Annotated in this window: 19 protein-coding genes; 10 read left to right on the top strand and 9 right to left on the bottom strand. The window is 75.8% G+C overall.

Annotation, left to right across the window (positions count from 1 at the left end; all coding sequences use genetic code 11):
• Window positions 1-2: 2 nt before the first annotated feature.
• The 4 genes from ACZ4UX_RS15820 to ACZ4UX_RS15805 form a co-directional block, all read right to left on the bottom strand.
• Window positions 3-1,157, bottom strand: coding sequence for an ATP-binding protein (locus tag ACZ4UX_RS15820; protein WP_359805450.1), 1,155 nt, complete (start codon window positions 1,155-1,157; stop codon window positions 3-5).
• Entirely contained in the window at window positions 1,154-6,262 is a 5,109-nt protein-coding gene (locus tag ACZ4UX_RS15815) for a hypothetical protein (protein ID WP_465707061.1), read from the bottom strand. Before ACZ4UX_RS15815 ends, ACZ4UX_RS15820 begins: the two co-directional genes overlap by 4 nt.
• Window positions 6,259-7,116, bottom strand: coding sequence for a DUF4132 domain-containing protein (locus ACZ4UX_RS15810; RefSeq protein ID WP_465707060.1), 858 nt, complete (start codon window positions 7,114-7,116; stop codon window positions 6,259-6,261). The genes ACZ4UX_RS15815 and ACZ4UX_RS15810 overlap by 4 nt, the downstream gene beginning before the upstream one ends.
• 292 nt (window positions 7,117-7,408) lie before the next feature.
• Window positions 7,409-8,581, bottom strand: a complete 1,173-nt coding sequence (locus tag ACZ4UX_RS15805; protein WP_465707059.1) for a PQQ-dependent sugar dehydrogenase — start codon at window positions 8,579-8,581, stop codon at window positions 7,409-7,411.
• Window positions 8,582-8,897: 316 nt separating this feature from the next.
• Between ACZ4UX_RS15805 and ACZ4UX_RS15800 the strand changes: the two genes are divergently transcribed.
• The gene (locus tag ACZ4UX_RS15800) at window positions 8,898-9,095 is read left to right on the top strand and encodes a DUF397 domain-containing protein (RefSeq protein ID WP_465707058.1); all 198 of its coding nucleotides are present in this window, start codon (window positions 8,898-8,900) and stop codon (window positions 9,093-9,095) included.
• Window positions 9,096-9,232: 137 nt separating this feature from the next.
• Entirely contained in the window at window positions 9,233-9,565 is a 333-nt protein-coding gene (locus ACZ4UX_RS15795; protein ID WP_329490407.1) for a hypothetical protein, read from the top strand.
• 87 nt (window positions 9,566-9,652) lie between these two features.
• On the opposite strand, the gene dhbC is transcribed toward ACZ4UX_RS15795, so the two are convergent.
• Entirely contained in the window at window positions 9,653-10,855 is a 1,203-nt protein-coding gene (dhbC, locus tag ACZ4UX_RS15790) for an isochorismate synthase DhbC (RefSeq protein ID WP_465707221.1), read from the bottom strand.
• Between the two features lie 615 nt (window positions 10,856-11,470).
• On the opposite strand from dhbC, the gene ACZ4UX_RS15785 reads away from it, so the two are divergent.
• The 3 genes from ACZ4UX_RS15785 (at window position 11,471) to ACZ4UX_RS15775 (ending at window position 14,421) form a co-directional block, all read left to right on the top strand.
• Window positions 11,471-12,829 carry an MFS transporter gene (locus tag ACZ4UX_RS15785; protein ID WP_465707057.1) on the top strand — a complete coding sequence of 453 codons (1,359 nt, stop codon included), beginning with the start codon at window positions 11,471-11,473 and terminating at the stop codon, window positions 12,827-12,829.
• Between the two features lie 4 nt (window positions 12,830-12,833).
• Entirely contained in the window at window positions 12,834-13,496 is a 663-nt protein-coding gene (locus tag ACZ4UX_RS15780; protein WP_465707056.1) for a TetR/AcrR family transcriptional regulator, read from the top strand.
• 172 nt (window positions 13,497-13,668) lie between these two features.
• On the top strand, window positions 13,669-14,421 hold the full coding sequence (locus tag ACZ4UX_RS15775; protein ID WP_465707055.1) for a siderophore-interacting protein: 753 nt from the start codon (window positions 13,669-13,671) through the stop codon (window positions 14,419-14,421).
• A gap of 28 nt (window positions 14,422-14,449) precedes the next feature.
• Here the strand turns inward: ACZ4UX_RS15775 and ACZ4UX_RS15770 are convergent, their stop codons facing one another.
• A complete protein-coding gene (locus ACZ4UX_RS15770; protein WP_465707054.1) occupies window positions 14,450-15,010 on the bottom strand; it encodes an NUDIX domain-containing protein in 561 nt (186 codons plus the stop codon).
• Window positions 15,011-15,155: 145 nt separating this feature from the next.
• Between ACZ4UX_RS15770 and ACZ4UX_RS15765 the strand changes: the two genes are divergently transcribed.
• Window positions 15,156-15,524, top strand: coding sequence for a hypothetical protein (locus tag ACZ4UX_RS15765; RefSeq protein WP_380386930.1), 369 nt, complete (start codon window positions 15,156-15,158; stop codon window positions 15,522-15,524).
• Between the two features lie 20 nt (window positions 15,525-15,544).
• On the opposite strand, the gene ACZ4UX_RS15760 is transcribed toward ACZ4UX_RS15765, so the two are convergent.
• Both ACZ4UX_RS15760 and ACZ4UX_RS15755 read right to left on the bottom strand, forming a co-directional pair.
• Window positions 15,545-16,684: a CapA family protein gene (locus tag ACZ4UX_RS15760; RefSeq protein ID WP_465707053.1), complete on the bottom strand. Its 1,140-nt coding sequence runs from the start codon at window positions 16,682-16,684 to the stop codon at window positions 15,545-15,547.
• Between the two features lie 156 nt (window positions 16,685-16,840).
• Window positions 16,841-17,548: a M24 family metallopeptidase gene (locus ACZ4UX_RS15755; RefSeq protein WP_465707052.1), complete on the bottom strand. Its 708-nt coding sequence runs from the start codon at window positions 17,546-17,548 to the stop codon at window positions 16,841-16,843.
• A 392-nt stretch (window positions 17,549-17,940) separates the two neighbouring features.
• Here ACZ4UX_RS15755 and ACZ4UX_RS15750 point away from each other — a divergent pair, with 392 nt between their 5' ends.
• The 4 genes from ACZ4UX_RS15750 (at window position 17,941) to ACZ4UX_RS15735 (ending at window position 21,916) form a co-directional block, all read left to right on the top strand.
• Window positions 17,941-18,708 (top strand): universal stress protein, encoded by a 768-nt coding sequence (locus ACZ4UX_RS15750; RefSeq protein ID WP_465707051.1) that lies wholly within the window; start codon window positions 17,941-17,943, stop codon window positions 18,706-18,708.
• Between the two features lie 138 nt (window positions 18,709-18,846).
• On the top strand, window positions 18,847-20,073 hold the full coding sequence (locus ACZ4UX_RS15745; RefSeq protein ID WP_465707050.1) for a M48 family metalloprotease: 1,227 nt from the start codon (window positions 18,847-18,849) through the stop codon (window positions 20,071-20,073).
• A gap of 146 nt (window positions 20,074-20,219) precedes the next feature.
• Window positions 20,220-20,642, top strand: coding sequence for a MarR family winged helix-turn-helix transcriptional regulator (locus tag ACZ4UX_RS15740; RefSeq protein WP_329490397.1), 423 nt, complete (start codon window positions 20,220-20,222; stop codon window positions 20,640-20,642).
• Window positions 20,643-20,731: 89 nt separating this feature from the next.
• Window positions 20,732-21,916 (top strand): PP2C family protein-serine/threonine phosphatase, encoded by a 1,185-nt coding sequence (locus ACZ4UX_RS15735; protein ID WP_465707049.1) that lies wholly within the window; start codon window positions 20,732-20,734, stop codon window positions 21,914-21,916.
• An 80-nt stretch (window positions 21,917-21,996) separates the two neighbouring features.
• On the opposite strand, the gene ACZ4UX_RS15730 is transcribed toward ACZ4UX_RS15735, so the two are convergent.
• Entirely contained in the window at window positions 21,997-23,397 is a 1,401-nt protein-coding gene (locus ACZ4UX_RS15730) for an ABC transporter substrate-binding protein (protein ID WP_465707220.1), read from the bottom strand.
• Between the last annotated feature and the right edge of the window lie 67 nt (window positions 23,398-23,464).

The raw sequence follows: 23,464 nt of genomic DNA, 5'->3' as shown, positions 1-23,464 counted from the left end.
CCTCACGCCTCCAGGGCCGAACGCAGGTCCCAGAGCATCCGCCAGGTGGCCGCGCCCTGTTCGGCACGGCGCCGGACCGGGCCGTCCCAGTAGCCGAGCAGCCGGGCGGCGTCGGCCGGGTCGTCCTTGCGGACGACGCCGATCAGCTGCCCCGGCAGCCGGCCGAGGAGGTCTCCGCCGTCGGGCAGGTAGGCGGCGCAGACGCCCAGCGCGGTGGCCACCGAGACGGCCTCGGCGGTGCTCATCACGGTGGACGGGCGCTCGACGTCCCAGCCCTCGGTGGAGCGGCCGGTGCGCAAGTCCCGGAAGGCGGTGACGAGTGCCTCCAGCACGGCGTCGTCCACCGCGTACGCGGCACCGGCCCGGGCGACCGCGGCGGTGGACTGCCGGCGGACCAGCTCGACCTCCGCCGCGAGGCTGCCGATCGGGCCGACCGTCTCGAAGTTGAACCGCCGCTTGAGGGCGGCGGACATCTCGCTGACGCCCTTGTCCCGCAGGTTCGCGGTGGCGATCAGGGTGAAGCCGGCCGCGGCGTGCAGCTGGCCGTCCGGGCTGCCCGCCAACTCGGGTACCGCGATGCGCCGTTCGGAGAGCAGCGAGACCAGGGCGTCCTGCACCTCGGGCAGGCAGCGGGTGACCTCCTCGACCCGGGCGACGGCTCCGGTGGTCATCGCGGTGAGCACCGGCGAGGGCACCAGGGCGTCCCGGCTGGGGCCCTTGGCCAGCAGCAGGGCGTAGTTCCACCCGTACTTCAGCTGGTCCTCGGTGGTACCGGCGGTGCCCTGGACGGTGAGCGCGCTGGTGCCGCAGACCGCGGCGGCGAGCAGTTCGGAGAGCATCGACTTCGCGGTGCCCGGTTCGCCGACGAGCAGCAGACCGCGCTCCCCGGCGAGGGTGACCACGCAGCGCTCGACCAGCGCCCGCTCGCCGACGAACTTCTGCTCGACGGCCAGGCTCTTCCGCCCGGCCTTGAGCTTCTCGCCGCCGCTGCCCATCACGAAGGTGACCACGGCACGCGGGGTGAGCCGCCAGCCGGGTGGGCGCGGGCCGGTGTCGTGGGCCGCCAGGAACTCCAGTTCGGCGGCGTACCTCTCCTCGGGCGGGACGATCTGCCGAGCCGTCGGATCGGCGGACTGGTCCTTCGGGGCGGTGGTCATCGGCGGGCCTTCCTGCGCTTGCCGGTACGGAGCTCTTCGTATCCGGGGACGTCCCCGTCGCCGATCCGCTGCCAGGCCCGGGCGAACAGCTCCGGGACGGACAGCCGCGGCAGGACGGCGTGGTGGGTGGGCAGTTCGTACAGGCCGGCCTTCCAGGTCTCCGCCGGGAGGCCGGGGGCCTTGGCCTCCTGCCAGCCGCCGGGCAGGAAGAGGCCGCGGCCGGCCCGGGCCCGCTTGGCCTCCAGCACCAGGTCGGTGGCGGCGAGTTCGGCCCGGGCCCGCTTCAGCCGGGCGGGCTTCCAGCCCGTCCAGCGCGCGACGTTGCGGTCGGTCGGGTCGGGCAGCGCGAGCAGTTGGAGGTAGAGCGCGGCGGCGTCCGCGCCGAGGCCGTGGGCGGCGGCCACCTCGGCGACCAGCGGGCCGGCGCTGAGCTGCGGGTTCTGCGCCCAGCGGGCCTCCTCCCCGGCACCGGTCGGCGCCGGGTCGGGCGCGAGCTCCGGCGGGGCCACCAGACGCTCCAGCTCGCCGTCCAGGATGGCCGCCAGGGCGGGGCGCTGACTGGTGAACCAGTAACCGTCGACCAGCCCGGCCAGCAGCTCCAGGACCGGATCGTCCCCGCCGGTGAGCCCGGCCGGGCGCAGCCAGACCTGCTCGTCCTCGGTACGGCCGGGGGCGAGCACGAGGGCCTCCCCGCAGCGGACCAGACCGTCGGCGTCGGCCCCGCCCTCGGCCGGCAGCCCGAAGCGGGTGCGCAGCACCGGCGACAGCTTCTCGCCCTTGGCGGTGCGGAGCAGGTCGTAGTTCAGCAGCAGCTCCGGGTCGGCCAGCCGGGCCCGCAGCGCGGCGGCGGCCTGCGGCAGCAGCGGGCGCAGCGGGCTGTCGGCGGGCAGGTGGTAGGCGAGCCAGCGCAGGGCGTCGACGGCTCCGCCCAGACCGGTGTCGCCGGGCAGGGCGTGCGGGTCGTCGGCGACCAGCTGGACCGGCCCGCCCTCCTGGGTGGCCCGCACCCGGTAGCCGGTGGTGCGGTTGAGCCAGGGCGTCCGGGTGGGGTTCAGGACCTCTTCGATGTGGTTGATCCCGACACCGTTGACGGTGGCCTGGGCCTCCTCGGGCAGGGTGACGAGCCGTCCGAACCGTTCCGTCCACCGTTCGGCTCCGGCCGCGGTGTCGGGGCCGTCCGTCCAGAGCGCCTTCGGGTCGGCGGGCAGGAGCGCCGTCCAGACGGCGCGGAGGCCGGCCCGGTCGCGACCGCGCAGCCAGTCCCGGGCGGCCTTGGCCTCGGCCGACTTGAGGCCGTACTCCTTGAGCCGGTCGGCGGGGAGTACGTTGCCGTACCACCCGAACAGGGTGTTGGTGGGGCTGAGCAGCAGGGCGGCCCGGGTGGCGCCGATGCCGGTCGCCGCACCGAAGGCGGCGGCCTGCCCGGGCTCCCGGACGAACCCGCCGTGCAGGGCGAGCAGGGCGGTGAACCGCGCCGTCCAGTCGGCGGTGACGACCTCCTCGGTGTTGCGCTCCCCGGCGGTGCCGAAGTGGGCGACCGGCCCGAAGGCGCCGCTCGGGTCGTGGTCGACGGCGAGCCAGTTCACCCGGTCCTCGCGGTGGTGACGGCAGCCGAGGACGACGACCGTCCGCTCCCCGTGCCGGAACACCTGGCCGGCCCGGGACGGGTGCTTGCGGGTGGTGCCGTCCGGGTCGACGAAGTTGGCGAGCGGCTCGGTCAGCACGACCTCGCGCAGGGTGGCGCCGCGGTCGGCGAGCAGGCCGCGGGTGAGCTCGGTCAGCAGCAGGGCGAGCGCCGACCGCTCGGCCGCGCCGGTGAGCGGGGCGGCCGCGGCGTAGGCGAGGGTGCCGAGGTGGCCGAGGAGGCTCAGCCAGCCGTGGTGGTTGTCGTCCCCCTCCAGCTCGACCCGGAGCGGGGTGGACCAGCCCTCGGTACCGGGCGCCACGGCCGGTGGCCCGGTGAGGACGCCGAGGACGGTGCGCAGGTTGCCGAGCACCCGCCAGTGGTCCCCGTGCTCCCAGGAGCGGCCGAAGCCCGAGGTGTCGGGCAGCAGGATCTCCACCGCCTCGCGCAGGTCCTGGTCACGCCCGTGCTCGGGCCGGTAGGCGGCGCCCGCCCGGGCGGTACCGGGCTTGGGGCGGGCTTCGGCCTCGGGCTGCGGGACGAACCGGGCGGCGAGGTCGAGCAGTTCGGCGGCGGACCGGGCGAGGCCGGCGACGCCGGCCCGCAGCAGCGGGTGGCCGATGCCGGGCAGCACGGCGCCGACGGCCTCGACCGGCACGGACTGTCGGGCGGCCTTGCCCACCGCCAGCGGGCGCCGCACGCCCTGGACGGTGAGCCAGCGCTGCTCGGCCTCCGCGGGCGGTTCGGCGTCCGTCGGCCAGGCGGCGTCGATCAGCCGGGCGGCCTGCTCGTCGGTCAGACCGCGCAGGACCAGCGAGCCCGCCTCGTCGCGCGGCCGCAGGGCGTGCCAGTGGGCGAGCGGGGGGACGAACGCGGTACCGGCGGCCGCCAGACCGCCGGGCCGGCAGGTCCGCAGGTCGGTGCTGGTGTCGGCGCCGCTGCCGTCGGCGTCCGGCAGGGCGAGGCCGAGATCGCCGCCGCGCTCCTCGACGACCAGCGGGTGGGCGTCACCGGGCAGGCCGAGCCGCCCGAGCGGGAACCGATCGGCGCGCCGGCCCTTTCCGGCCAGGGTGAGGGTGGTGCCGTCGGCGGTGCCGGTGGTGACCTTGGCCCCGTCGACCCGGACCCAGCTGCCGAGCACCACGCCGTCGGTGCCGAGCGGGGTGGCCTCCAGACCGGGCTGCATCGGCAGCAGCGACGTGCGGTCGAGGTCGAGCCGGCCGGCCGCCGCGGTGGCGGCGATCCTGGGCGGTTCGGCGGCGCGGCCCAGGGCGCCGGTGGCCGCGTCCAGTTCGGTGAGGACGTCACCGGAGCGGCTCGGGCGGACCGTCCAGTGACCGGTGCCGTCGCCGATCACCCGCGCCTCGGCGGGCATCCGGGTGTCACCGACGTGCAGCGGGCGCTCGCCGGCGGTCCGGCCCCCGCCGGACAGCGGGATCGACGGGATCTCCGGGTCGTCCTGGCCGCCGTAGTAGCGGACGATGGTCTCCCCGCCCAGTTCGAAGGTCTCGGTGGGGCGGCCGGACCAGTAGGCGTACTGCTTGTTCTCCCGGTACCAGGCGACCAGCAGCTCGCCGTCGACGAAGCGCAGCCGGGGCCGCTGCCAGCGCTCCAGCTTGTCGGGGATGCGCAGGGTGTGCTCCAGCAGGATGCCCTGCGGACCGACCACCACGACGCGGTTCCCGAGCTCCAGGACCAGCTGCGGCCAGGCCTCCTCGACGCAGAGGCCGTCGGGCAGTTCCCTGCCCTCGGGGCCGCCCGGGGCCTCGCCCGCCTCGATGCCGAGCCGGACGAGTGCCTCCTCCAGCGCGGGCCAGCCGAGCTCGTCGAGGATGCCGGTGCGCAGCGTGCGGGCGAGCAGTCCGGTGACGTCGAGGCCGGCGATCCGCTCGGCGGCGGCCGGGTTCTCGGTGCGGATCGCGCCGCGGCTGCTCCGCAGGTCCTTCAGCAGTTCGGCGGCGCTCGCCAGGCCGCGCGCGGCGAGGAGTTCGTCGGCCCGGGCGTCGGACCACTCGACGAACAGCTCGCGCAGCACCGGGAGGGCGGCCAGCTGCTTGTGCGCGGCGGCCGTCCAGCTGTTGGGCACGCCGGAGCGCAGCAGGGCGCGGAACCGCGGGTCGGCGGCCACCGCGGCGAGGGTGCGGCCGCCGGGCCCGGACTCGCGCACCCAGTCGCCGAGGCCGAGGCTCTGCCCGTCGGCCGGGTCGGCGACCGGGACGCCCTCGGCGAGCAGCAGGTCGAGCAGCTCGATCTGGTGGGGGCTGCGCCGCGTCCCGGTGAAGAGGTCGACCGGGATGCCGTCGGCGCGCAGCCGCCCGGTCATCCGGGCGACCAGCGCGACGGTCTCGGCGTTGAGCCCGTTGGTGCGCCAGCCCCGGCCGAGGTGGCCCACCCAGCGCTGCAGCCAGACGGCGGCGGCCGGGGTGGTCCCGGCCCGGCCCGCCGCGCCGCCGGCGGGCAGGCCGGTCAGCAGCTGCTCGGCGCCGCTCTCGGCGAGCACGGCGAGCCAGGAGGCGTCCTGGGCGCTCTGGTCGGAGACCCCGGCCGGGTCGGGCATGATCTCCAGCAGCCGGGCGCGGACGCCCTCGTCACGCCGGGCCAGCTCGATGACGGCGCCGTGCCAGGACTTCCAGAAGGCGCCGGGCGCGCGGTTGACGGCGGGGGAGGCGAGCAGCTCGGCGAGCAGGGCCTGCTCGTGCTCGGTGCGGTCGAGCCCGGCGGCCCGGATCAGGGCGCGGGCATCCTCGGCGATCCCCGCGTAGGGGGCCATGCCGGCGGCCGAGCGCTCGGTGCAGAGCTGGCGGAAGCGCTGCCAGGCGGTCAGCGGGTCGAGCCGGCCGCTCAGCTCCTTCACGTACTGGCGCAGCGCCTTGACGGTGAGCGCGCCGGCCAGCGCGAACTCCAGGAAGACGGCGCGCAGCCGCTCCTCGTCCACGGCGAGGCTGTGGGTGCGCTCGGCCTCGCGGGCCTTGCCGAAGAAGGTGCCGGCGTAGGTCTGGTTGCCCTGTTCGACGAAGATCCGGCCGACCTCCTCGCAGTAGGTCGGCAGGAAGTGCGGCACCGCGCGGCCGAGGCGCACGGCGAGCTCGTCGAAGCCGTCCTTGGCGTGGCCGGGCTTGGACTTCGCCTGCCGGGCGAGCCGCTCCATCTCCTTGACCAGGGCGAGTGCGTGGTGGCCGTTCGCCGGGTCGTGGACCAGCGCCCAGGCGGGGAAGCCCAGCGCCTCCTGGCGGACCTGGCCGACCTCGGCCGGCTCCGCCGCCGGCTTCAGGCCGAGGAAGTCGACCGCCAGGTCCTCGGCGGGCCCGAGCGCGCCCGGGACGAGCCGGACGATCCGGCGCCCGTCGAGCGCCGGGTGGGCGTAGCTGCGGGCGGTGAGGACGTCGGCGGCACTGTCGGGCTGCCCGGCGCCGGGCAGCGTGCCCGCCGGGAGGACCGCTCCGGCATCCAGCAGGCGCTCGTGCAGTTCGGTGGTGCTCATGCGGGCTCCTCCCCTTCGATCGTGCGGCCGGCGTACAGCGCGGCGGCCATCCGCATGCCCTCGGACCAGGCGACCGGCCCGACCTCGGCCGCCGGCAGGATCGTGCCGTCCGGGCCGGCCCAGCTGAGCGCGCCGGTCTCGCACTCGTCGTACTCGTAGTAGTCCCCGACCCAGACGCGGGCCTCCAGCGCGCGGCCGCCCTCGACCACGGGCAGCACGGCGTAGCCGCCGCGCACCCGGTAGCCGAGCCGGGCGCAGCGGCCGAGCAGGTCGCGCAGGGCGTTGTAGCGGCCGCCGGCGTAGCTGGTGACCTCGGTACCGGACGCGGCCTCCGCCGGGCGGTGCCAGACCTCCCGGTACAGCTGCTGCACCTGCTGGGAGACCCCGAGCTCGACGGCGAACTCGCGCAGCTCGTCCAAGTCCTCCAGGAGGACGGGGTGGGGTATCAGGATCTCGCCGTCGGTGAGGCGCACGGTGTCCCCGTCGAGGTCGACGAGCCCGAGGCCGCGTTCGGCGTCGGCGCCGCGCAGGAACCCGGCGACCTCGCCGTCCGCGCCCGTCACCACCAGGTCGCGCAGGACCTCCTGCCAGGCCTCGTCCGGCCAGACCGCGACCAGGACCGCGGCGGGGACGGGCAGCGAGCAGACCATCCACCGCTCCACGTCCTCCAGGCAGCCGCGCCGGTGCGCGGCGAGCCACTCGGTGAGCTGTTTGAGCCCGGTGACCACCGGATCGTCGTTCAGCTTCGACGGAAGGGACTTCAACGGGCGGCCGGCCGCGTTGCGGCACACCACCCTGCCCTCCGCGTCGAGCGCGACTTGATAGCCGCCCGTCCCCGCTTCCACCCACGTCACGGCCGCTCTCCTCCCAGCTGCTGGTCTGCGATGGGAGGAACGTAACGGGACACACTGACAACGCGGCCGCCGGGGCGCCGCTCCTGCGGGCCGGCCGCTTCAAACCCATCGAACGAGTGAACGATCAGCGGGGAGGACGACGCGGCCGCCAGCCCGACCGACGGCCCGGAGGGGTCCCAACTCCCTTACAGCACAAGCGATCTGCTGGCTCACCACGCCGACCGGTCGGCGGACCGTGCACTCGATCCGGGCATGTCAGACGCAGCCGAGACCCCGGGGACCGGCCGCGCCGCTAGGAGACGGTCAGGCGCAGGATACGGTCGTCGCCGGAGCGCGAGTCCCCGCGCCCGTCGGTGTTGTTGGTGACCAGCAGCAGCGTGCCGTCCCGGTCCGCGACCACCGTGCGCAGCCGCCCGTAGGCGTCGTCGAGGAACGCCTCCGGAGCCCCCGCCGCGCGGTCACCGTCGAGCGGGACGCGCCAGAGCCGGGTACCCCGCAGCGCGGCGAGCCAGACGGCGCCGTCGGCGTAGGCGATACCGCTCGGGGACGCGTCGGCGGTGTGCCACTGGGCCACCGGGTCGATGAAGTCGGGGCGGTTCCCGGTGCCCTCGACCACCGGCCAGCCGTAGTTGCCGCCGGCCTTGATCAGGTTCAGCTCGTCCCAGGTGTCCTGGCCGAACTCCGAGGCCCAGAGCCGCCCTTGGGGATCCCAGGTGAGCCCCTGCACGTTGCGGTGGCCGTAGGAGTACACGGGCGAGCCGGGGAAGGGGTTGCCGGGGGCGGGGGCGCCGTCCGGGGCGAGCCGCAGGATCTTGCCGCCGAGCGAGCCCTTGTCCTGGGCGAGCGCGGTGTCGCTGCTGTCCCCGGTGCCCACGTAGAGCAGGCCGTCGGGGCCGAAGGCGATCCGCCCGCCGTTGTGCCGGGGCCCGTGCGGGATGCCCGTCAGGAGGTTCTCGGGCGTGCCGAGTTGCTGCTCCGCCGGCCGCGTCGGGTCGTACGTCAGGCGCACGACCCGGTTGTCCGCGGCGGTGCTGAAGTAGGCGTACACCAGGTGGTCGGTGGCGTAGCCGGGCGACAGCGCGAGGCCCAGCAACCCGCCCTCGCCGCCGGAGACCACCCCGGGAACGGTCCCGGTCTCGGTGCGGGCGCCGTCCTTCGCCGCGACCCGCACGATCCGGCCGTCGTCCCGCTCGGAGACCAGCAGGTCCCCGTCGGGCAGCACCACCAGGCCCCAGGGCGCCGCCAACTCCTCGGTGACCGTCGCCCGGACGGCCACCGACGGCGCGGCACCGGGCGTGGCCGGGGCAGACCCGGTGGCGGGCCCGGCGGGGGAGGCGACTGCCGAGGCGGCGGCCGAGGTCGGGGCGGCCGACGTGGCCGCGGGCGCCGGCGCCGACGAACAGCCCGCGACGGCACCGGACCCCAGGAGCAGAGCCAGCACCCCGGCTCCGACACGACTGCGCACGAGCGTCTCCCCTCAGGAGGACGGTCCAGCAGGACCGGAACGGGTGCCGCGCGGAAGCGGAGAACACGGCAGCCCTCAGCTCATCACAGCGGCCCCGCGCTCCACCGCCCGACACTCACGCCACCCGCCCCGACCGGGCCGAAGCCCCGGCGCACACCACCACCCCGACCGGTTTCACCCGGACGTGCGGTTTCTCATGGTTCGCCCCCACCCCGACCCACACCCGCCCTACCCTCGGAGCCCGAGCCGGTCGAGGACCAGGGGGCTTCGACTCAAAGGCCTCGGCGCGGTTCATCGGCGCGTTGGCGGAGGGGCAATGAGCACTGAGCTCGCGTGGTTCACATCCAGCTACAGCGGCACCGAGGGCGGCGAGTGCATCGAGGTCGCCACCGTGACGACCGCCGTGCGTGTCCGGGACTCCAAGGACCGGAGCGGACCGCAGCTCGCCTTCTCCCCCGCCGCCTGGGCCGACTTCGTCGCCTTCGCGGCAGCCGCGGACGCGCCGCTCTCCTGAGCGGTCGGCTCCGCCGGGCGGGTGTCGGGCATGCGGGCGCCTTCGTGCGCGCGCGGCAGGCATCGTTCGTGAGCGACCGTCAGCTAGCCTGCGTCGTCGGAAGGCCTGAGGGCATCGCGGTGACGAAAGGGTTCACCATGGCGGAGAACTTTGCAGAGCGGCCGGCGCCGGAGTCCGTGCGGCTGATCGACTTCGAGGAGGCGAAGGCCGTCCCGGGGATCGTCCCGGGCACGTTCATCCTCGTGGTGAACGGGACCAAGCCCTACCTGAACATGACCGTCCGGCTGTCGCCCCGGGTCTACATCGCGCAGCCGGAGTACTGGGGCATCGAGGTGGTCGGCTCGCTGTCCGGCATCGGGCTCCCCGCCACCGCCCCGTACACGGAGTCGCTGCCGCTGGACGGCATCACGGGGAGCAAGGGGATCGAGGTGATCGGGGCGTACCGGACCGAGCGGATCGACCTGCCGTAGGGCCCGGGTCGTCAGCCGGGGCCGACCACGACGGCCGGCCCCGCACCCGAGTGCCGCACAGCGAGCTTCGGCCGCCGCCCGGACCGCTCACCGCGGCACCCCCGCGGCGTCCAGGAAGGTGCGGAACTTGGCGCTCGTCTCGGCCAGTTCGGCCTCCGGCCGGGACTCGGCGACGACGCCGGCCCCGGCGAACACCCGCAGCGTGCCCTCGTCGGCCTCCGCGCAGCGGAGGGTCACCACCCACTCGCCGTCACCGTCCGCGTCGCCCCAGCCGACCATCCCGGCGTACAGTCCGCGGTCGAACGGCTCGATCTCGCCGATCGCCCGCCGCGCCGGCGGCGTCGGCGACCCGCAGACCGCCGGGGTCGGGTGCAGGGCGGTGGCCAGCTCCAGCGCCGACACGGCCGGGTCGGCCAGTTCGGCGGTGATCGTGGTCGCCAGGTGCCACATGGCGGCGGTCCGGACCAGGGTCGGGGCGGCCGGCACCAGCAGCGTCCGGCAGTACGGGGCCAGCGCCTCGCGGATGGCGTCCACCACGAAGGCGTGCTCGCGCAGGTCCTTCGGGGACTCCAGCAGCGCGGCGGCCCGGCGGACGTCCTCGCCCAGGTCGGCGGTGCGCGGCACCGAACCGGCCAGCGGGTTCGCCACCACCGTGGTGCCGCGGCGCGAGAGCAGCAGTTCGGGGCTGGCGCCGATCAGGGTGCGGCCCGCGCCGGCGGGCACCGCGAAGATGTAGCCACTCGGGTCGCGGCGGGCCAGCCGCTGGAGGATCGCGGGCAGGTCGAGCGGGCGACCGGCACTCAGTTCGAGCGTCCGGGCGAGCACGACCTTGCTCAACTCGCCCGCCCGCACACGCCGGACGGCCTCGGCGACGCCCGCCCCGTACACCTCGGGCTCGGGCACCGGACGGACCCGCCACTCCACCGGCTCGGCGGCCGGGGCGGGCAGGGCGACCAGCGGGTCGTCCCGCAGCGCGCCGCAGACGCGCAGCCCGGCGGGCACGGCCAGTTCGGCCCTGCTGTCGTGGTCGAACGTCACCGCGCCCATCACCAGCGGCCGCCGGACCCCGTCACGGCGCGCCCGGGCCAGCGTCTCGGCGACCCGCACCGGCAGCGGGCGCTCGTCCTGCACCACCCTGGCGTGCACGCCCTCGGCGAGCAGCGTGCGGGTCGGCGAGGCGAAGAACGCCTCGTCGGGCGCGGCCCGGTACTGGCCCAACAGCCCGCTGGCCGCGCCGATGACGGTGTGGTCCGTCCCGGCGGGGGCGTGGTGCGCGGTGGTCACCTGGATTCTCCCAGTCTGCGAGTGGCCGCCGGGCGCCCCGGTCGGGCTGGTCGGCGGGTGGGGCGGTTCGGGGCCGGGCGAACGGTTCGCCCGGGTGGCGCGAGGGTCGCTGGTGGTCCGGGGCCTCGGCCTCCGGTCGACGCGGGGCAGTCGGCCCTCGGCGGCCGCGTGCGAGCCGGTCGGGCGTCGCGGGCTGCGCACCGCCGGTCGGACACCGGTTACGTCCCGTCAGGGGCGGAGCACCGGGGCGGGCGGGGTCCCCGGCCGCAGGTTCGCGACCAGGCCCGCTGATTCGGGCAGTCGCACCCGGACACCCCCTGCCCGAACTCCCCCTGAGCGGCAACTTTAGGTAAAGCTAACCTAACACAGCTGTTCGGGTGCGCCGAGGGCTGCGAGTCCGTCAACTCGCGGCGGCAGCCGCCGTTCCGCGCCGGGGTCGACCGGGGTGCAGCACCATCGAGCCTGGACGCAACGTTGCGTCCAGTGCTACGTTCGAATCGCAACGCAACGTTGCGTCTACTTTCGCCTCCGGGGCCGCCCCGCGCTGCGCCGACTCCGCCCCGCGCGGAGCTCCCGCCCCACCAGGCCTCACCCCCCTCACCTCACCCGAGGAGCACACCCGTGCCTTTCGCGCCCCCCGACAGCCCCCCGGCGGCGGCCGCAGCCCCGTCCGCCCCGCCCAACCCGGCGACTACGCTCGCCCGGGCCGCCATCGCCCTCGCCTTCTGGGTCACCATGGCGGGCACCACCGTCCCGACCCCGCTCTATCCGATCTACCAACAGGCCTTCGACTTCTCGCCGTTGATGGTCACGGTGACCTTCGCCGTCTACGCCGCCGGAGTCGTCGTGGGCCTGCTCACGCTCGGCCGCCTCTCCGACCGGATCGGCCGTCGCCCCGTCATGGCCGGCGCCCTGCTCCTCGCCGCGGCCGCCGCCGGACTCTTCGAGGCCGCCTCCGCCCTGCCCTGGCTGCTCGTCGCCCGGGTGGTGTCCGGCCTCGCCGCCGCCCTGGTCACCGGCGCCGCCACCGCGGCCCTGCTCGACCTCGCTCCGCCGGAGCGCCGGCTGCGGGCGCAGACCCTCGCGCTCGCCGCCAACATGGGCGGACTGGCCGGCGGCACGCTGCTCTCCGGGATCCTCGCCGAATGGGCCGGCTCCCCGCTGCGGCTGCCCTGGACGGTGATGCTCGCCCTCACCGCGGTCGCCCTGCTCGGCCTCTTCGCCGTCCCGGAGAGCGCGCCCGGCGGCGGACCCCGCGAGGCCCACCACACACCCCCTCACACGCCCCCTCGCACGGCCCACCGCAAGGCCCATCGCGAGACCCCCGGGAACGCCCCGGGGAGCACCGGAACCGCGCTCCCCCCGTCCTTCGTGCCGCCGCTCGTCCCGACCGCCATCCGGGCCGCCCTGCTGCGCGCCGCCCTGACCGCCGGGTCCGGCTTCGCCGCCCTCGGCGTCCTCACCTCCGTCAGCGGGCTCTTCCTCGCCACCGTCCTCGGCATCCACCACCACGCGCTCACCGGTCTGGTCGCCTGCCTCGCCTTCGTCGCCACCGGGGCCGGCCAGTTGCTCGCCCGCGTGCTGCCCGGCCCCCGCGCCCTGCCCGCCGCCTGCGCCGGGCTCGTCGTGGCGGCGGCCCTGGTCGCCACCGCGCTGCTCACCGGGACGCTGTCGCCGCTGCTCCTCGGCGCGGTGCTCAACGGCCTCGCCACCGGTACCGCCGTCGCCACCGGGCTCGCCACCATCAACGGGGGCGTCGAACCGCGGCGGCGCGGCGAGGCGATCTCGGCCTACTTCGCCGTCCTGTACACGATGCTCTCGGTACCGGTGGTGGGCGCCGGCGTCCTGATCCGGGCCACCGACCTGCGCACGGCCGGGGTCGTCTTCAGCGCGCTGGTCGCGGTACTGGCCGTCGGCGTCGCGGCCGGCCTGACCGGCCGTCGCGCACGGCCGACGCCCCTCGCGGCGGAGGAGGCGTGAGAGGATGGGCCCGACCCAGCACCCCGGCCGGCTCCCGCAGCGGCCCGCCCGTGAGGACCGCAGCGCCATCGCCGCCCAGCCCCGCCCCGCCACCGGCAGCAGCAGCGCGAGTACCGGCGGTCGCCGCAGCGAGGCCGCGCGCCTGGCCGTGCTGAACGCCGCCGACGACCTCCTGGTCGAGCACGGCTTCGAGGGCCTCACCATCGAGGGCATCGCCGCGGCGGCGGGCGTCGCCAAGCAGACCATCTACCGCTGGTGGAAGTCCAAGGTCGACATCCTCTTCGACAACCTGGCGCTGGACTCCGGTCCCGCCCTGGTCTGGCCCGACTCCCCGGCCACCCCGGCCGACCTGCGCGTCTACCTGCACCGCTTCGCCGCCTTCCTCGGCGAGGAACCGGCCGGCCGAGTCCTGCAGGCCCTCCTCGGGCACGCCCAACTCGACTCCCGGACGGCGGAGTTGCTGCACACCGGCTTCCTCGACCCGCTCCGCGAGCGGGACGTCGCGCACACCCGGGCCTGCCTCGGCACCTCCGAGGACGAGGCCGCCGCACTCCTGGACGCCCTGCTCGCCCCGCTCTACCACCGCGCCCTGGTGCTGCGCCGCCCGCTCGACCGGGCCTTCGTCGACTCCCTGCTCGACCGGCAGCTCGCCCGCTTCACGCACTGATCCGGGCGCCCAATCCGGGGACCAGCCACCACCACCCGCCATCACCCGCCCCCGCGCGGCTGCCGCACCGCACCGCCGTGCGGCCGTTCGCCGTGGCGCGCCCCGGCCCCTCCGTCACCGAACTCCCCTTCACCCGGCCCGAGTCCACCTCCGGGCCCGCTCAGGAGTCATCATGTTCCGACGCCCCCGCCCGACCCACGACGTCGAGGTCATCGCCACCACCCCGCTGACCTCCACCCTCACCCGGATCACCTTCAGCGGCCCGACGCTGCCCGACCTCGGAATCGAACACCCCACCCAGTGGGTCAAGTTGGCCATCCCCGAGGGCCCGTCCCGGGCCTACACCATCCGCCGGCACCGACCCGCCGAGCGCGAGGTGGACATCGACATCGTCCTGCACGGCAACGGACCCCTGGCCCGCTGGGCCTCCGTCGCCCGCCCCGGCGACCGGGCCGTCCTCGCCGGCCCGCGCGGCCGCCGGCCCGACCTGGACGGCATCACCCGGCTGCTCCTCGCCGCCGACGAGAGCGCGCTGCCCGCCGCGCTCACCATTCTCGATCAACTGCCCAGCACGGTAAGGGCCTTCGCCTACTTCGAGATCGCCACCGGCGCCGACGCGCTGCCGCTCGGCACCGCCGCCGAGCTCACCACCACCTGGCTCCCCCGTGACGGCGCCCACCCCAAGGGCCGGCTCCTCACCGACGCCGTCCTCGCCGCCGACGTCCTGATCGGCCCTGCCGCTCCTGCCGGCCCTGCCGGGACAACCGGCCCTGCCGGGACAACCGGCTCCGCCGCCTGGATCGCCGGTGAGGCCGTCGCCGTCGGAACCCTCCGCCGCCACCTCCTCGGCGACCTGGGCCTCCCCCGCGACCGGGTCCACGCGAAGGGCTACTGGAAGCACGGCGAGGCCAACCACCGGGAGTGAGCACCCCGGCCGTCGCGACCGGCGGCGGTCAGTCGGCCGACCGCCGCCGCCGCGCCAGGCGGTACGGCCCGAGGAAGTAGGAGAGCGCCGCGAGCGACGCCCCCTCGGGCACCTCCCCGGCGGCCAGCAGCTCGACCACGTCCTCCTCCGCCACCCACTCGACCCGGGTCGCCTCGCTCCGGTCGGTCGGCTCGCCGATCCGGGTGCAGCCGGTCATGTGGAACGCGTGGAAGCGCATCGTCGAGATTCCGGACATCGCGTTGAACCCGAGCAGCGGCTCCACCCGGCCCGGTCGCCACCCGGTCTCCTCCTCCACCTCCCGGGCGGCGGCCGCCGCCGACTCCTCGCCCGGCTCCGCCCACCCGGCCGGCACCTCCCACCCCCACTGCCCGGTGATGAACCGGTGCCGGTACAGCAGCAGGAACCGGCCCGCGTCATCGGTCACGACCGCCGTGGTGCAGGCCTTCGGCATCCGCACCACATGGTGGTCGACCCGCCCGACCCCGGGGATCTCCACGTCGTCCAGCCACAGCTCCACCCAGGGCGACTCGTAGACCGGCCGCCGGCCGTACGTCTTCCACTCCGTCATCGGCCGGCTCTCCTCCGCACCCGTGACCACCACGTCTTCCGCCTCGACCCTCTCACGCCGCCGCCGGGCCCCCGGGCCGCCCCCGGCGGCCGCCCGCCCGGAAATCCGGGTGCCGACGGCATGGCGCGCGCCTACCGTGAGCGGCATGTGCACCCGGAGCCGGACCTCGCGACGACACTTCGTCTGCCCGCCGTGCCGGCGGTCCGTGAAGCGGCACGGCGCCCCGGGGCGGGACGTCTGCGCGCGCTGCGGCGGCGAACTGGTCGACGCGGGCCAGGACCTGGCGGTACCGCGACGCCGGGACACCGCGGGGTGGCGGGCCCTGACGGCCCTGCTCGCCGCGGGGGTGACCTTCCACTCGCGCTGCTGCTACGGCCCGGGGTGGCGGCCGCGCACCCCGGGGGAGGTCCGCGAGCGGCTCGCCCGGTCGGCGGGCGGTGGGCGGCCGGTAGCCGAGGCGCTCACCACCCGCGACCCGCACGACCTCGGCCCGGCGGACCGTCGCCGCGTCTGAGCGCGGCCACGTCCACGGCCTCAGCGCGTCGCGCCCGCCACCGGGGCCAGCCCGGTGCAGCCCCGCAGGCCGTCGCGGCGCTTGAGCGCGGCCGTCGCGGCGGCGCCGGTCTGCGGGACGGGCACGCCCTGGCCGTCGACGGTGGCGGGCGTGAACACCTCCCCGGTGACCTTGCCGGCCGCGGTCAGGGTCAGCGTCGTCACGCCGGTCTCGTTGGAGTTGGCGTAGTCGGAGGTGCCGTACCAGAGGAAGTTGCCGAAGCCGTAGCCGATGTAGGTGGAGCCGAGCATGCCCGAGCCCAGCATGGTGTGGGCGTGGGTGCCGACCACCGCGGTGGCCCCGGCGGTGGCGAGCTTCTTGGCGATGGCGCTCTGGGCGCCGGTCGGACAGGCCTTGCCCTCGTCGCCCCAGTGCAGGTACACGAGCACGACGGGCGCCTGCTTCTTCGCCTCCTCCACCGCCTTGACCAGCGCGGCGGCGTCCAGCGCCGAGGCGATGCCCGGCTTGGTGGCGCCGGCGCGCCACTTCTGGTTCGTCAGGTCCTCGACCTGGCTGGCCGCGAGCACCGCGACCTTCACCCCGCGCACGGTGGTGACGTACGGGGCGTACGCCTCCTTGGCGTTGCGGCCGACGCCGACGACCGGGATCGGCGCGGAGTCCTTGGCGGCGAGCGTGTCGGTGAGCCCGTCCGCGCCGAAGTCCACGGCGTGGTTGTTGGCCATCGAGACGACGTCGACGCCGGAGTCCTTGAGGGCGGTGAGCGCCTTGGGCGAGGTGCGGAAGGTGTACGTCTTCGGCTCGGGGGCACCCCGGTCGGTGATCGCGGTCTCCAGGTTGAGGACGGCGAGGTCCGCGTCGGAGAGGGTCGCGGAGATCGGGCCGAGCGCCTGCTCGGGCGCCTTCACCGCGAGCCGGGACTCGGTGCGGCCCTCGAAGTGGACGTCCCCGGCGAACGCCACCGTGATCGAACCGTCCGGGCGGGGTGCCGAGGCGCTCGCGGACGGCGAGGCGGACGCCGCGGCGCCCGCCGTCCCGGCCGCCGAGGGTTTCGCCGCGTCGCCCGCCGGCGCGGCCTTGGCCGGCGCCGGGTCGTCCGGCCCGCAGGCGGCCACGGGTATCAGCCCGAGCAGCAGTGCGACGGCGGCCGCGACTCGGCGCATGTGAAGTCCCCCCGGGGGTCGATTCGAGAGCGGTCAGACTACGCCATTCCCCCACATCGCCTTCGGTCTGCCTCCACGGCCCGCCCGGCCCGGCACCGCCCCGCGCCCGGGGCGCAGGACGGGCCCGGCTGCCGGAGGGCGGGCCGGGGACCGCGGTCAGGCCAGGTCGAGCAACTGCTCGTAGAAGCCGCCGAAGCCGCGTTCCCGGTCGACGAGGTGCAGCTCCAGGATCCAGTGGCAGACCCGCCCCGACCGGTCGGTGCGGCGCAGCGGGGTGTCGTTCTCGGGGGTGATGTAGGAGTCGGCCTTGGCCCCGTCGTTCACCTCGTGCGGGAACTCGCCCACGAGGTGGCCGGCGTGCCAGATGCCGACCTCCCAGCCCGCCTCGGCGGCCAGCCGCTCGACCTCGGCGTGCAGCTGCCGCCCGGTGATCTCCGGGTCGGCCGCGAAGAACGCGCGGCCGGCGTCGAAGATCCGCGGCAGGTCGGCGAGCAGCCGCCGCTTGTGCGGATCGCCGCCGAAGACGTAGGTGCGGCCGAAGTCCGCCTCGTACTCCTCGAAGACGGGGCCGAAGTCGCCGAAGGCCACGTCGTCGGCCCCGATGACCCGGTCCGGCGGGTTGTCCCGGTACGGGGCCAGGGTGTTCGGGCCGGAGCGGATGATCCGCTTGTGCCAGTGCCGGGTGGCGCCGAACATCTCGTTGGCGAGATCCCGGATCCGGTCGCTCGCCTCGCGCTCGCCCACCCCGGGCGCCACCAGTTCGCGTGCCTCGGCCTCGGCGAACAGGGCGATCGCCTTCTCCTGCGCCGACACCAGGCCCTCGACGCGACGGACCTCCTGCGCGCCGGACGGTTCGACTGCCATACCGGATCCCCTCTCCCCAGGTGGCGCCGGCGGGACCGGCGCCACAGCTCACGGCCACTGCCCGCGCCCACCGGGCCGGACAGCCCGACCGATCGTATCGGCGGGCTCGGCGGGCCCGCCTCGATGTCCCCCCGGCTCCCCCGCACGGGACGGACCGGCCTGATCAACCCCCGCACCGGGACGCCCCGGCCCCCACAGCACCCCCGCACCCGGCTCCGCCACCACGACCCGCCACCGCCGGCACCACCCCCACCAGGACACCCCGGCCCCCACCACCGCCGCACCGGGCCGTCGTGTCCCTGGCGCACCGGCCGTCAGGACGCGCAGCGTGGAGGGGGTGCACGCTCCCGGGGCTGCACGCTCCCGGGCCGAGGTGGCGAGGTGGACGGCGCATGGACGGTGTGGGAATCGGCGCGGCGAACGGCGGCCGGCGGCGGATCGTGGTCGGGATCGACGGCTCCGCGCCCTCGAAGGCGGCGCTGCGCTGGGCGGTCGGCCAGGCGGGCCTGACCGGGGCCGCGGTCCACGCGGTGGCGGCCTGGGAGTACCCGTCGCTCTACGGGTGGCTCACGCCGCTGCTGGACGACGGCTTCGAGCGGGCGGCCCGGCGCACGCTGACCGCCGAGGTGGACGAGGTGGTCGGCCGGGACCGGCCGGTGGAGATCGAGGAGAGCCTCGTCCTCGGCCACGCGGCCGAGGTGCTGCTGGAACTGTCCGCGGACGCCGACTTCCTGGTGCTCGGCAGCCGGGGGCGCGGCACCTTCGCCCGCACGCTGCTGGGTTCGGTGAGCTCCCACTGCGCGGTGCACGGCAGCTGCCCGGTGGTGATCGTCCGCGCGGACGGCGCCGCCGCACCGGTGCACGCCGCCCCTGCGGCGACTGCGGAACCCCTCACCGAGGACGCGGGATCGGCCGTCCGCACCAAGGAGTGGCAGGTGAGCCTGCACCTCGTCGAGGGCCGGGACACCACCCGGGTGCACGCCGTGCTCGACGCCGACGGCAGCGTGCTGCGCGCCGACACCGGCGCCCGCCGCAGCCCGCAGGACGAGCCCGCCGAGGCGGTCGGCGACGCGTTCGCCGTGGGGAGGGCCCTGGTCGAGCTGGGGCACCGGCTGCTCCGCAGCGGCACCGAGTCCGCCACCGGGCCGGCGCGGGAGTGACATGCTGATCCCGGCAGCCGCCGGCCGGCCCGCGGCCGACGGGCAACCGGTGGGGGCGGGCCGGCCGGACAGCGCCCGACGGACGGCGCCCGGCAACGGGTGGCCGACAGCTCACGGACTACGGATGACAGCCGACAGATGACAGATCCGGTCAGCCCGCCTCCGGGCTCAGCGACCCCCGCCCCCGGCGCCGGTACCGGCGCGCCCGACTTCACCCCCGCCCAGCGCGCCCGGGGCCGCGCGCTGCGGCGCGCCCAGCTGCCGTGGGCCCTGGGCGGGCGGCTGGCCGGCCTTCTCCTGACGCTGCTGCTCGGGCTGACCCCGGCCGGAGCCGCTCTGGTGACGGCCGCCGGCGACCTGTTCGGCGGCTCGCGGACGGCCGAGGTGCTGGCGGGGGCGGCCGCCCTGGTCCTCCTCGGCCGGGCGGCCCAGCTGCCGTTCGCCGCCGGCGCCCGGACGGTGCGGGCCCGGTTCGGCCTGGTCACCCAGGGCTGGGGCGGCTGGGCGGTGGACGCCGTGCGCGGACTGGCGCTGGGCCTGGCCCTGGTGCTGCCCCTGGCGTTCGGACTGTTCGCGCTCACCGACCGCTGGCCGGACCGCTGGTGGCTCCCGGCCGCCGGCGCGGCGGCGCTGCTCACGGCGGCGCTCTCCTTCCTCTACCCGCTGCTGGTGGAGCCGGTCTTCAACCGCTTCACCCCGATGGCGCCCGGCCCGCTGCGGACCGCCCTGCTCGCGCTCGCCGACCAGGACGACGTCCGGGTGCGGGACGTCCTGGTGGCGGACGCCTCCCGGCGGACGACGGCCCTCAACGCGTACGTGTCCGGCCTGGGCGCGACCCGCCGGATCGTCGCCTACGACACGCTGCTGTCCACCGCCGAGCCGCGCGAGGTGGAGCTGGTGGTGGCGCACGAGCTCGGGCACGTGAAGCACCGGGACGTGCTGACCGGCACGGTGCTGGGCGCGGTGGGGGCGGCCGTGGTGGTCTGCCTGATCGGCCTGCTGACCGCCTGGGGGCCGCTGCTGTCGGCGGCGGGGGCGACGGACGCGGCGGATCCGCGCGTCCTGCCGCTGATGGCGGCCTGCGCGGCCCTGCTGGGCGCCCTGTCGGGGCCGGTGCAGTGCGCGGTGAGCCGCCGGGTCGAGGCCCGGGCGGACCGGCACGCCCTGGAACTGACCTCGGATGCCGAGCAGTTCATCGCCATGCAGCGCAGACTGGCAGTGGCCAACGTGTCCGATGTCGACCCGCCCCGGGTGCTTGAGCTACTGTTCGCCACTCATCCGAGTGCCACCCGCCGGATCGCGGCGGCCCGCGCCTGGCAGGCCGCGGGAGCCACCGGCACCCCGGACGGCGCCACGACCGGCTGAGCCCGCGCCCCTGGCCGGGTGCCGCCGGCCGGCGGAACGCTGCGGGGGACGGCGGAGGACGGCGTGGCCCGACAGCACACGGCGGAGCACAGCGGAACCCAAAAACGTTGTACAGTGCAACAAATTACCGAGGAGGTAGGACCGCCGTGCCCGGCCGCGAGACATCGATCGACACCATCCAGCGCGAGCTGACCGCCTTCGCCCGGCGTGCCCGGCACAAGGCCTCCCAGCTGCACCCGGACCTCTCCCTGGTCACCTACAGCATCCTCGACCTGATCAACGAGCGCGGCGGCTGCCGGGCCGCCGACGTCGCCTCGTACTTCATGCTCGACAAGTCCACCGTGAGCCGCCAGGTCACCGCGCTGGAGAAGCTCGACCTGCTGCGCCGCGAGACCGATCCGGACGACCAGCGCGGCCAGATCCTGCGCGCCACCGAGGCCGGCCTGACCCTGCTGCGCGAGGCCAGCGAGCAACGCCGGGTCGCCTTCACCGCGCGCTTCACCGAGTGGTCCGACGAGGACGTCGCCCGCTTCGCCGGCTACCTGGCCCGCTACGGCGCCGAGGACTGAGCCGAGGACCGAGGGGCGCCGGCAACGGACTGGCGCAACGGGCCGACGCCGGGGTGCGGGGTACCGCTCCGACGGTGTACAGAGGAGAGGTGCCCCTTCGGCAGGGTCCTCGCGACCGCCGCCGGTCGTGGCGGCTCGGCCGCCACGCGCTGACGGCGCTCCCGCTCGCGCTGATCGTCGTGATCACCGTGGTCGACGTCCTGTCGCCGCCGACGATCCACCTCGGACCGCTGCTGATCGTGGCCCCCGCGATCACCGCGTCCTTCGCGGGGGCGCGGACCACCGCGGCCGTCGCCCTGCTCGCGCTCGCCGGCCTCACCGTCATCGGCATCACCCGCGACGGGCTCACCACCCCCAACCACGAGACCCAGCTCGGCGCGCAGATCGCCGTCTCGGTGCTGATCGTCGCGCTGCGGGTGCTGCGCGACCGGCACGAACGGGAGCTGGCCCAGGTCCGCTCCGTCTCCGAGGCCGCCCAGCGCGTCCTGCTGCGCCCGCTGCCGGACCGGATCGGGCACCTGCGCCTCGCCTCCGTCTACCTCGCCGCCGAGGCCGAGGCGCAGGTCGGCGGCGACCTCTACGCGGCCGCTCGCACTCCCGGCGGCACCCGGCTGCTGGTCGGCGACGTCCGCGGCAAGGGCCTCTCCTCGCTCGGCGACGCCGCCCTCCTGCTGGGCGCCTTCCGGGCGGCCGCCCACCTGCACGCCGACCTCACCGACCTCGCCGGCTATCTGGACGGCAGCGTCCGCTGGGGCCTGGCCCGGCTCGGCGAGCAGCCCTGCGAGGAGCGGCCGGGTGACGGGACCGGTCGCGGCCACCGGTCGGGCCCGGACAGTGCCTCCGCCGGGGCGGCGGACGACTGCGAGGAGTCGTTCATCACCGCCGTCATCCTGGACATCCCGGACGACGGCTCGGTGGTCCGGCTGATCGACTGCGGCCACCCGCCACCGCTGCGGCTGCGGGCCGACGGCGTCACCGCGCTGGACGCCCGTCGACCGGCGCCGCCGCTCGGCCTGGGCGAACTGGCCCCGGGCGGCTACGAGGTGGACGAGTTCGCCTTCCTGCCCGGCGACCGCCTGCTGATCTACACCGACGGCGTGATCGAGGCCCGCGACGCCCGGCGGCGGTTCTACCCGCTCACCGAGCGCGTCACGGCCTGGTCCGCCGACCCCCCGGAGGCCCTGGTGCAGCAGGTTCGCCACGACCTGCTGGCCCACGCGGGCGGACGGCTGGACGACGACGCGGCGATCGTCGCGGTGGAGCGCCTCGGCTGAGGGCGCACGGGGGGCGCAGCGGGACGCGGGTCGCCGGAGGCGGTGGTCCCGCCGTACCGCTCCGGGGCGGTCGGCTCCTGTCACGGCCGGTAGGGCAGTTGCGGCACCTCGAAGCAGGTGGTGGTCATCGAGGCCACCTGGGTGACCCAGCCGCCCCGGCCCCCGTAGGCGGTGTCCTGCCAGCGGGCGGCGTTCAGACAGGCCCGGGTCGGCCCGGTCGGCGGGGGCTGCGGGACGAACGAGGCGGGCAGGATCAGCCCGTGCGCGTCGTACGGCTCGGCGCGGTTCATGAACCGCTCGACGCAGGCCCGGGTGAGGTCGGCGCCGCAGGAGTCCATCGCGTCGGTGAGCCACTGGGCGCCCGCCCAGCCCTCCAGCTCCCAGGCGGAGAGCAGCGGTTCGCGGTCGGGGTAGTAGCGGGACATCGCGGCGCGGAAGTCCCGCACCGCCTGGTCCTGCACGTCCTCGTAGTTGAGGCTGGCCGAGGTCGCCCAGAGCGCGTTGCGGCAGCCGGGTGAGGCGCCGTAGTCGGTGCCGACGGTCTGCGACCAGTTCTGCACGTTGGTCGCCTTCGCCGCGACCCGCACCCCGGCCTCGTCCAACGCCCGGCAGAGCGCCGCGTTGCCCCGGGTGTCCATGGCGTCGAGGAGCAGCTGCGAGCCGTCGGCGCGCACGGCGGCGGCCACCGCCTGGAAGTTCGGCAGCGCGAAGTCGACCGTCTGCATCAGGACGCGGTAGCCCTCCGCCTCCAGGCCGGCCTTCAGCTGGGCGGCGTAGCGGGCCGAGTCGGCCTGGTTGTAGGCGACCACGGCGGCGCTGGTGGTGCCCAGCCGTTCGGTGAAGAAACGGAACACCTCGGGGGTCTGGTAGAGCGTCCCGTTCCAGCCGACGGCCTGCCCGTCGCGCGGCGCGCCGCTGCCGTAGATGCTGTAGAGGTGCGGCCAGCGGTCGTAGGCCGTGCCGATCGGCTGGCCGCCGACGTCCGGCACGCCCTTCCCGCTCACGTACGGCGCGCCCGCGTAGTCGAGCACACTGCCGGAGACGAAGGCGAACACGTGCTGCTGGTCGATCAGGCGGTGCACGCAGTCCTGGTTGCCGATGCCGCTGCCGCCGTCGTCGCAGGTCACCAGCTTGACGGTGCGCCCGTGCAGGCCGCCCCGGTCGTTGAGGGCCTGGACGAAGGCCTGCGCGCCGTAGCGCGGGCCGCTGAACACCTCACTGCCGACCGGACTGGTGAGCGAGGTGACCACACCGATCCGGATCTCGGTCGCCGTGACGCCGGTGTCGGAGGCGGGGTTGGTCCCGGCGACGGTGCTCGCGCCGGCCGGCGTGGGGCGGTGGGTGAAGGCGCTCCCCGGCAGCCGGGTGCCGCAGGCGGTGACGGCGGTGAGCAGCAGCGCGAGGAGGGCGGCGCCCCCGCAGCGGCGGCGGACGCGGCGCCGGGGGACGCGGGGGCCGGGGGGGGAGAAAAAGGGGGGGATGGAGGAAACAACGGGAGGAGAGGGGGTGCAGCACCCCCCAAAGAGAGAGGAAACGCCCCCACCCCCA

Source organism: Kitasatospora sp. NPDC028961, assembly GCF_055564815.1.
This window is presented reverse-complemented; position numbering and strand designations above follow the sequence as displayed.

Bases quoted from the DNA above. Each gene is read 5' to 3' on its own strand.
- ACZ4UX_RS15820 (WP_359805450.1), bottom strand. From the start codon at position 1,157: ATGACCACCGCCCCGAAGGACCAGTCCGCCGATCCGACGGCTCGGCAG.
- ACZ4UX_RS15815 (WP_465707061.1), bottom strand. From the start codon at position 6,262: ATGAGCACCACCGAACTGCACGAGCGCCTGCTGGATGCCGGAGCGGTC.
- ACZ4UX_RS15800 (WP_465707058.1), top strand. From the start codon at position 8,898: ATGAGCACTGAGCTCGCGTGGTTCACATCCAGCTACAGCGGCACCGAG.
- ACZ4UX_RS15795 (WP_329490407.1), top strand. From the start codon at position 9,233: ATGGCGGAGAACTTTGCAGAGCGGCCGGCGCCGGAGTCCGTGCGGCTG.
- ACZ4UX_RS15780 (WP_465707056.1), top strand. From the start codon at position 12,834: ATGGGCCCGACCCAGCACCCCGGCCGGCTCCCGCAGCGGCCCGCCCGT.
- ACZ4UX_RS15775 (WP_465707055.1), top strand. From the start codon at position 13,669: ATGTTCCGACGCCCCCGCCCGACCCACGACGTCGAGGTCATCGCCACC.
- ACZ4UX_RS15770 (WP_465707054.1), bottom strand. From the start codon at position 15,010: ATGACGGAGTGGAAGACGTACGGCCGGCGGCCGGTCTACGAGTCGCCC.
- ACZ4UX_RS15765 (WP_380386930.1), top strand. From the start codon at position 15,156: ATGTGCACCCGGAGCCGGACCTCGCGACGACACTTCGTCTGCCCGCCG.
- ACZ4UX_RS15760 (WP_465707053.1), bottom strand. From the start codon at position 16,684: ATGCGCCGAGTCGCGGCCGCCGTCGCACTGCTGCTCGGGCTGATACCC.
- ACZ4UX_RS15755 (WP_465707052.1), bottom strand. From the start codon at position 17,548: ATGGCAGTCGAACCGTCCGGCGCGCAGGAGGTCCGTCGCGTCGAGGGC.
- ACZ4UX_RS15750 (WP_465707051.1), top strand. From the start codon at position 17,941: ATGGACGGTGTGGGAATCGGCGCGGCGAACGGCGGCCGGCGGCGGATC.
- ACZ4UX_RS15745 (WP_465707050.1), top strand. From the start codon at position 18,847: ATGACAGATCCGGTCAGCCCGCCTCCGGGCTCAGCGACCCCCGCCCCC.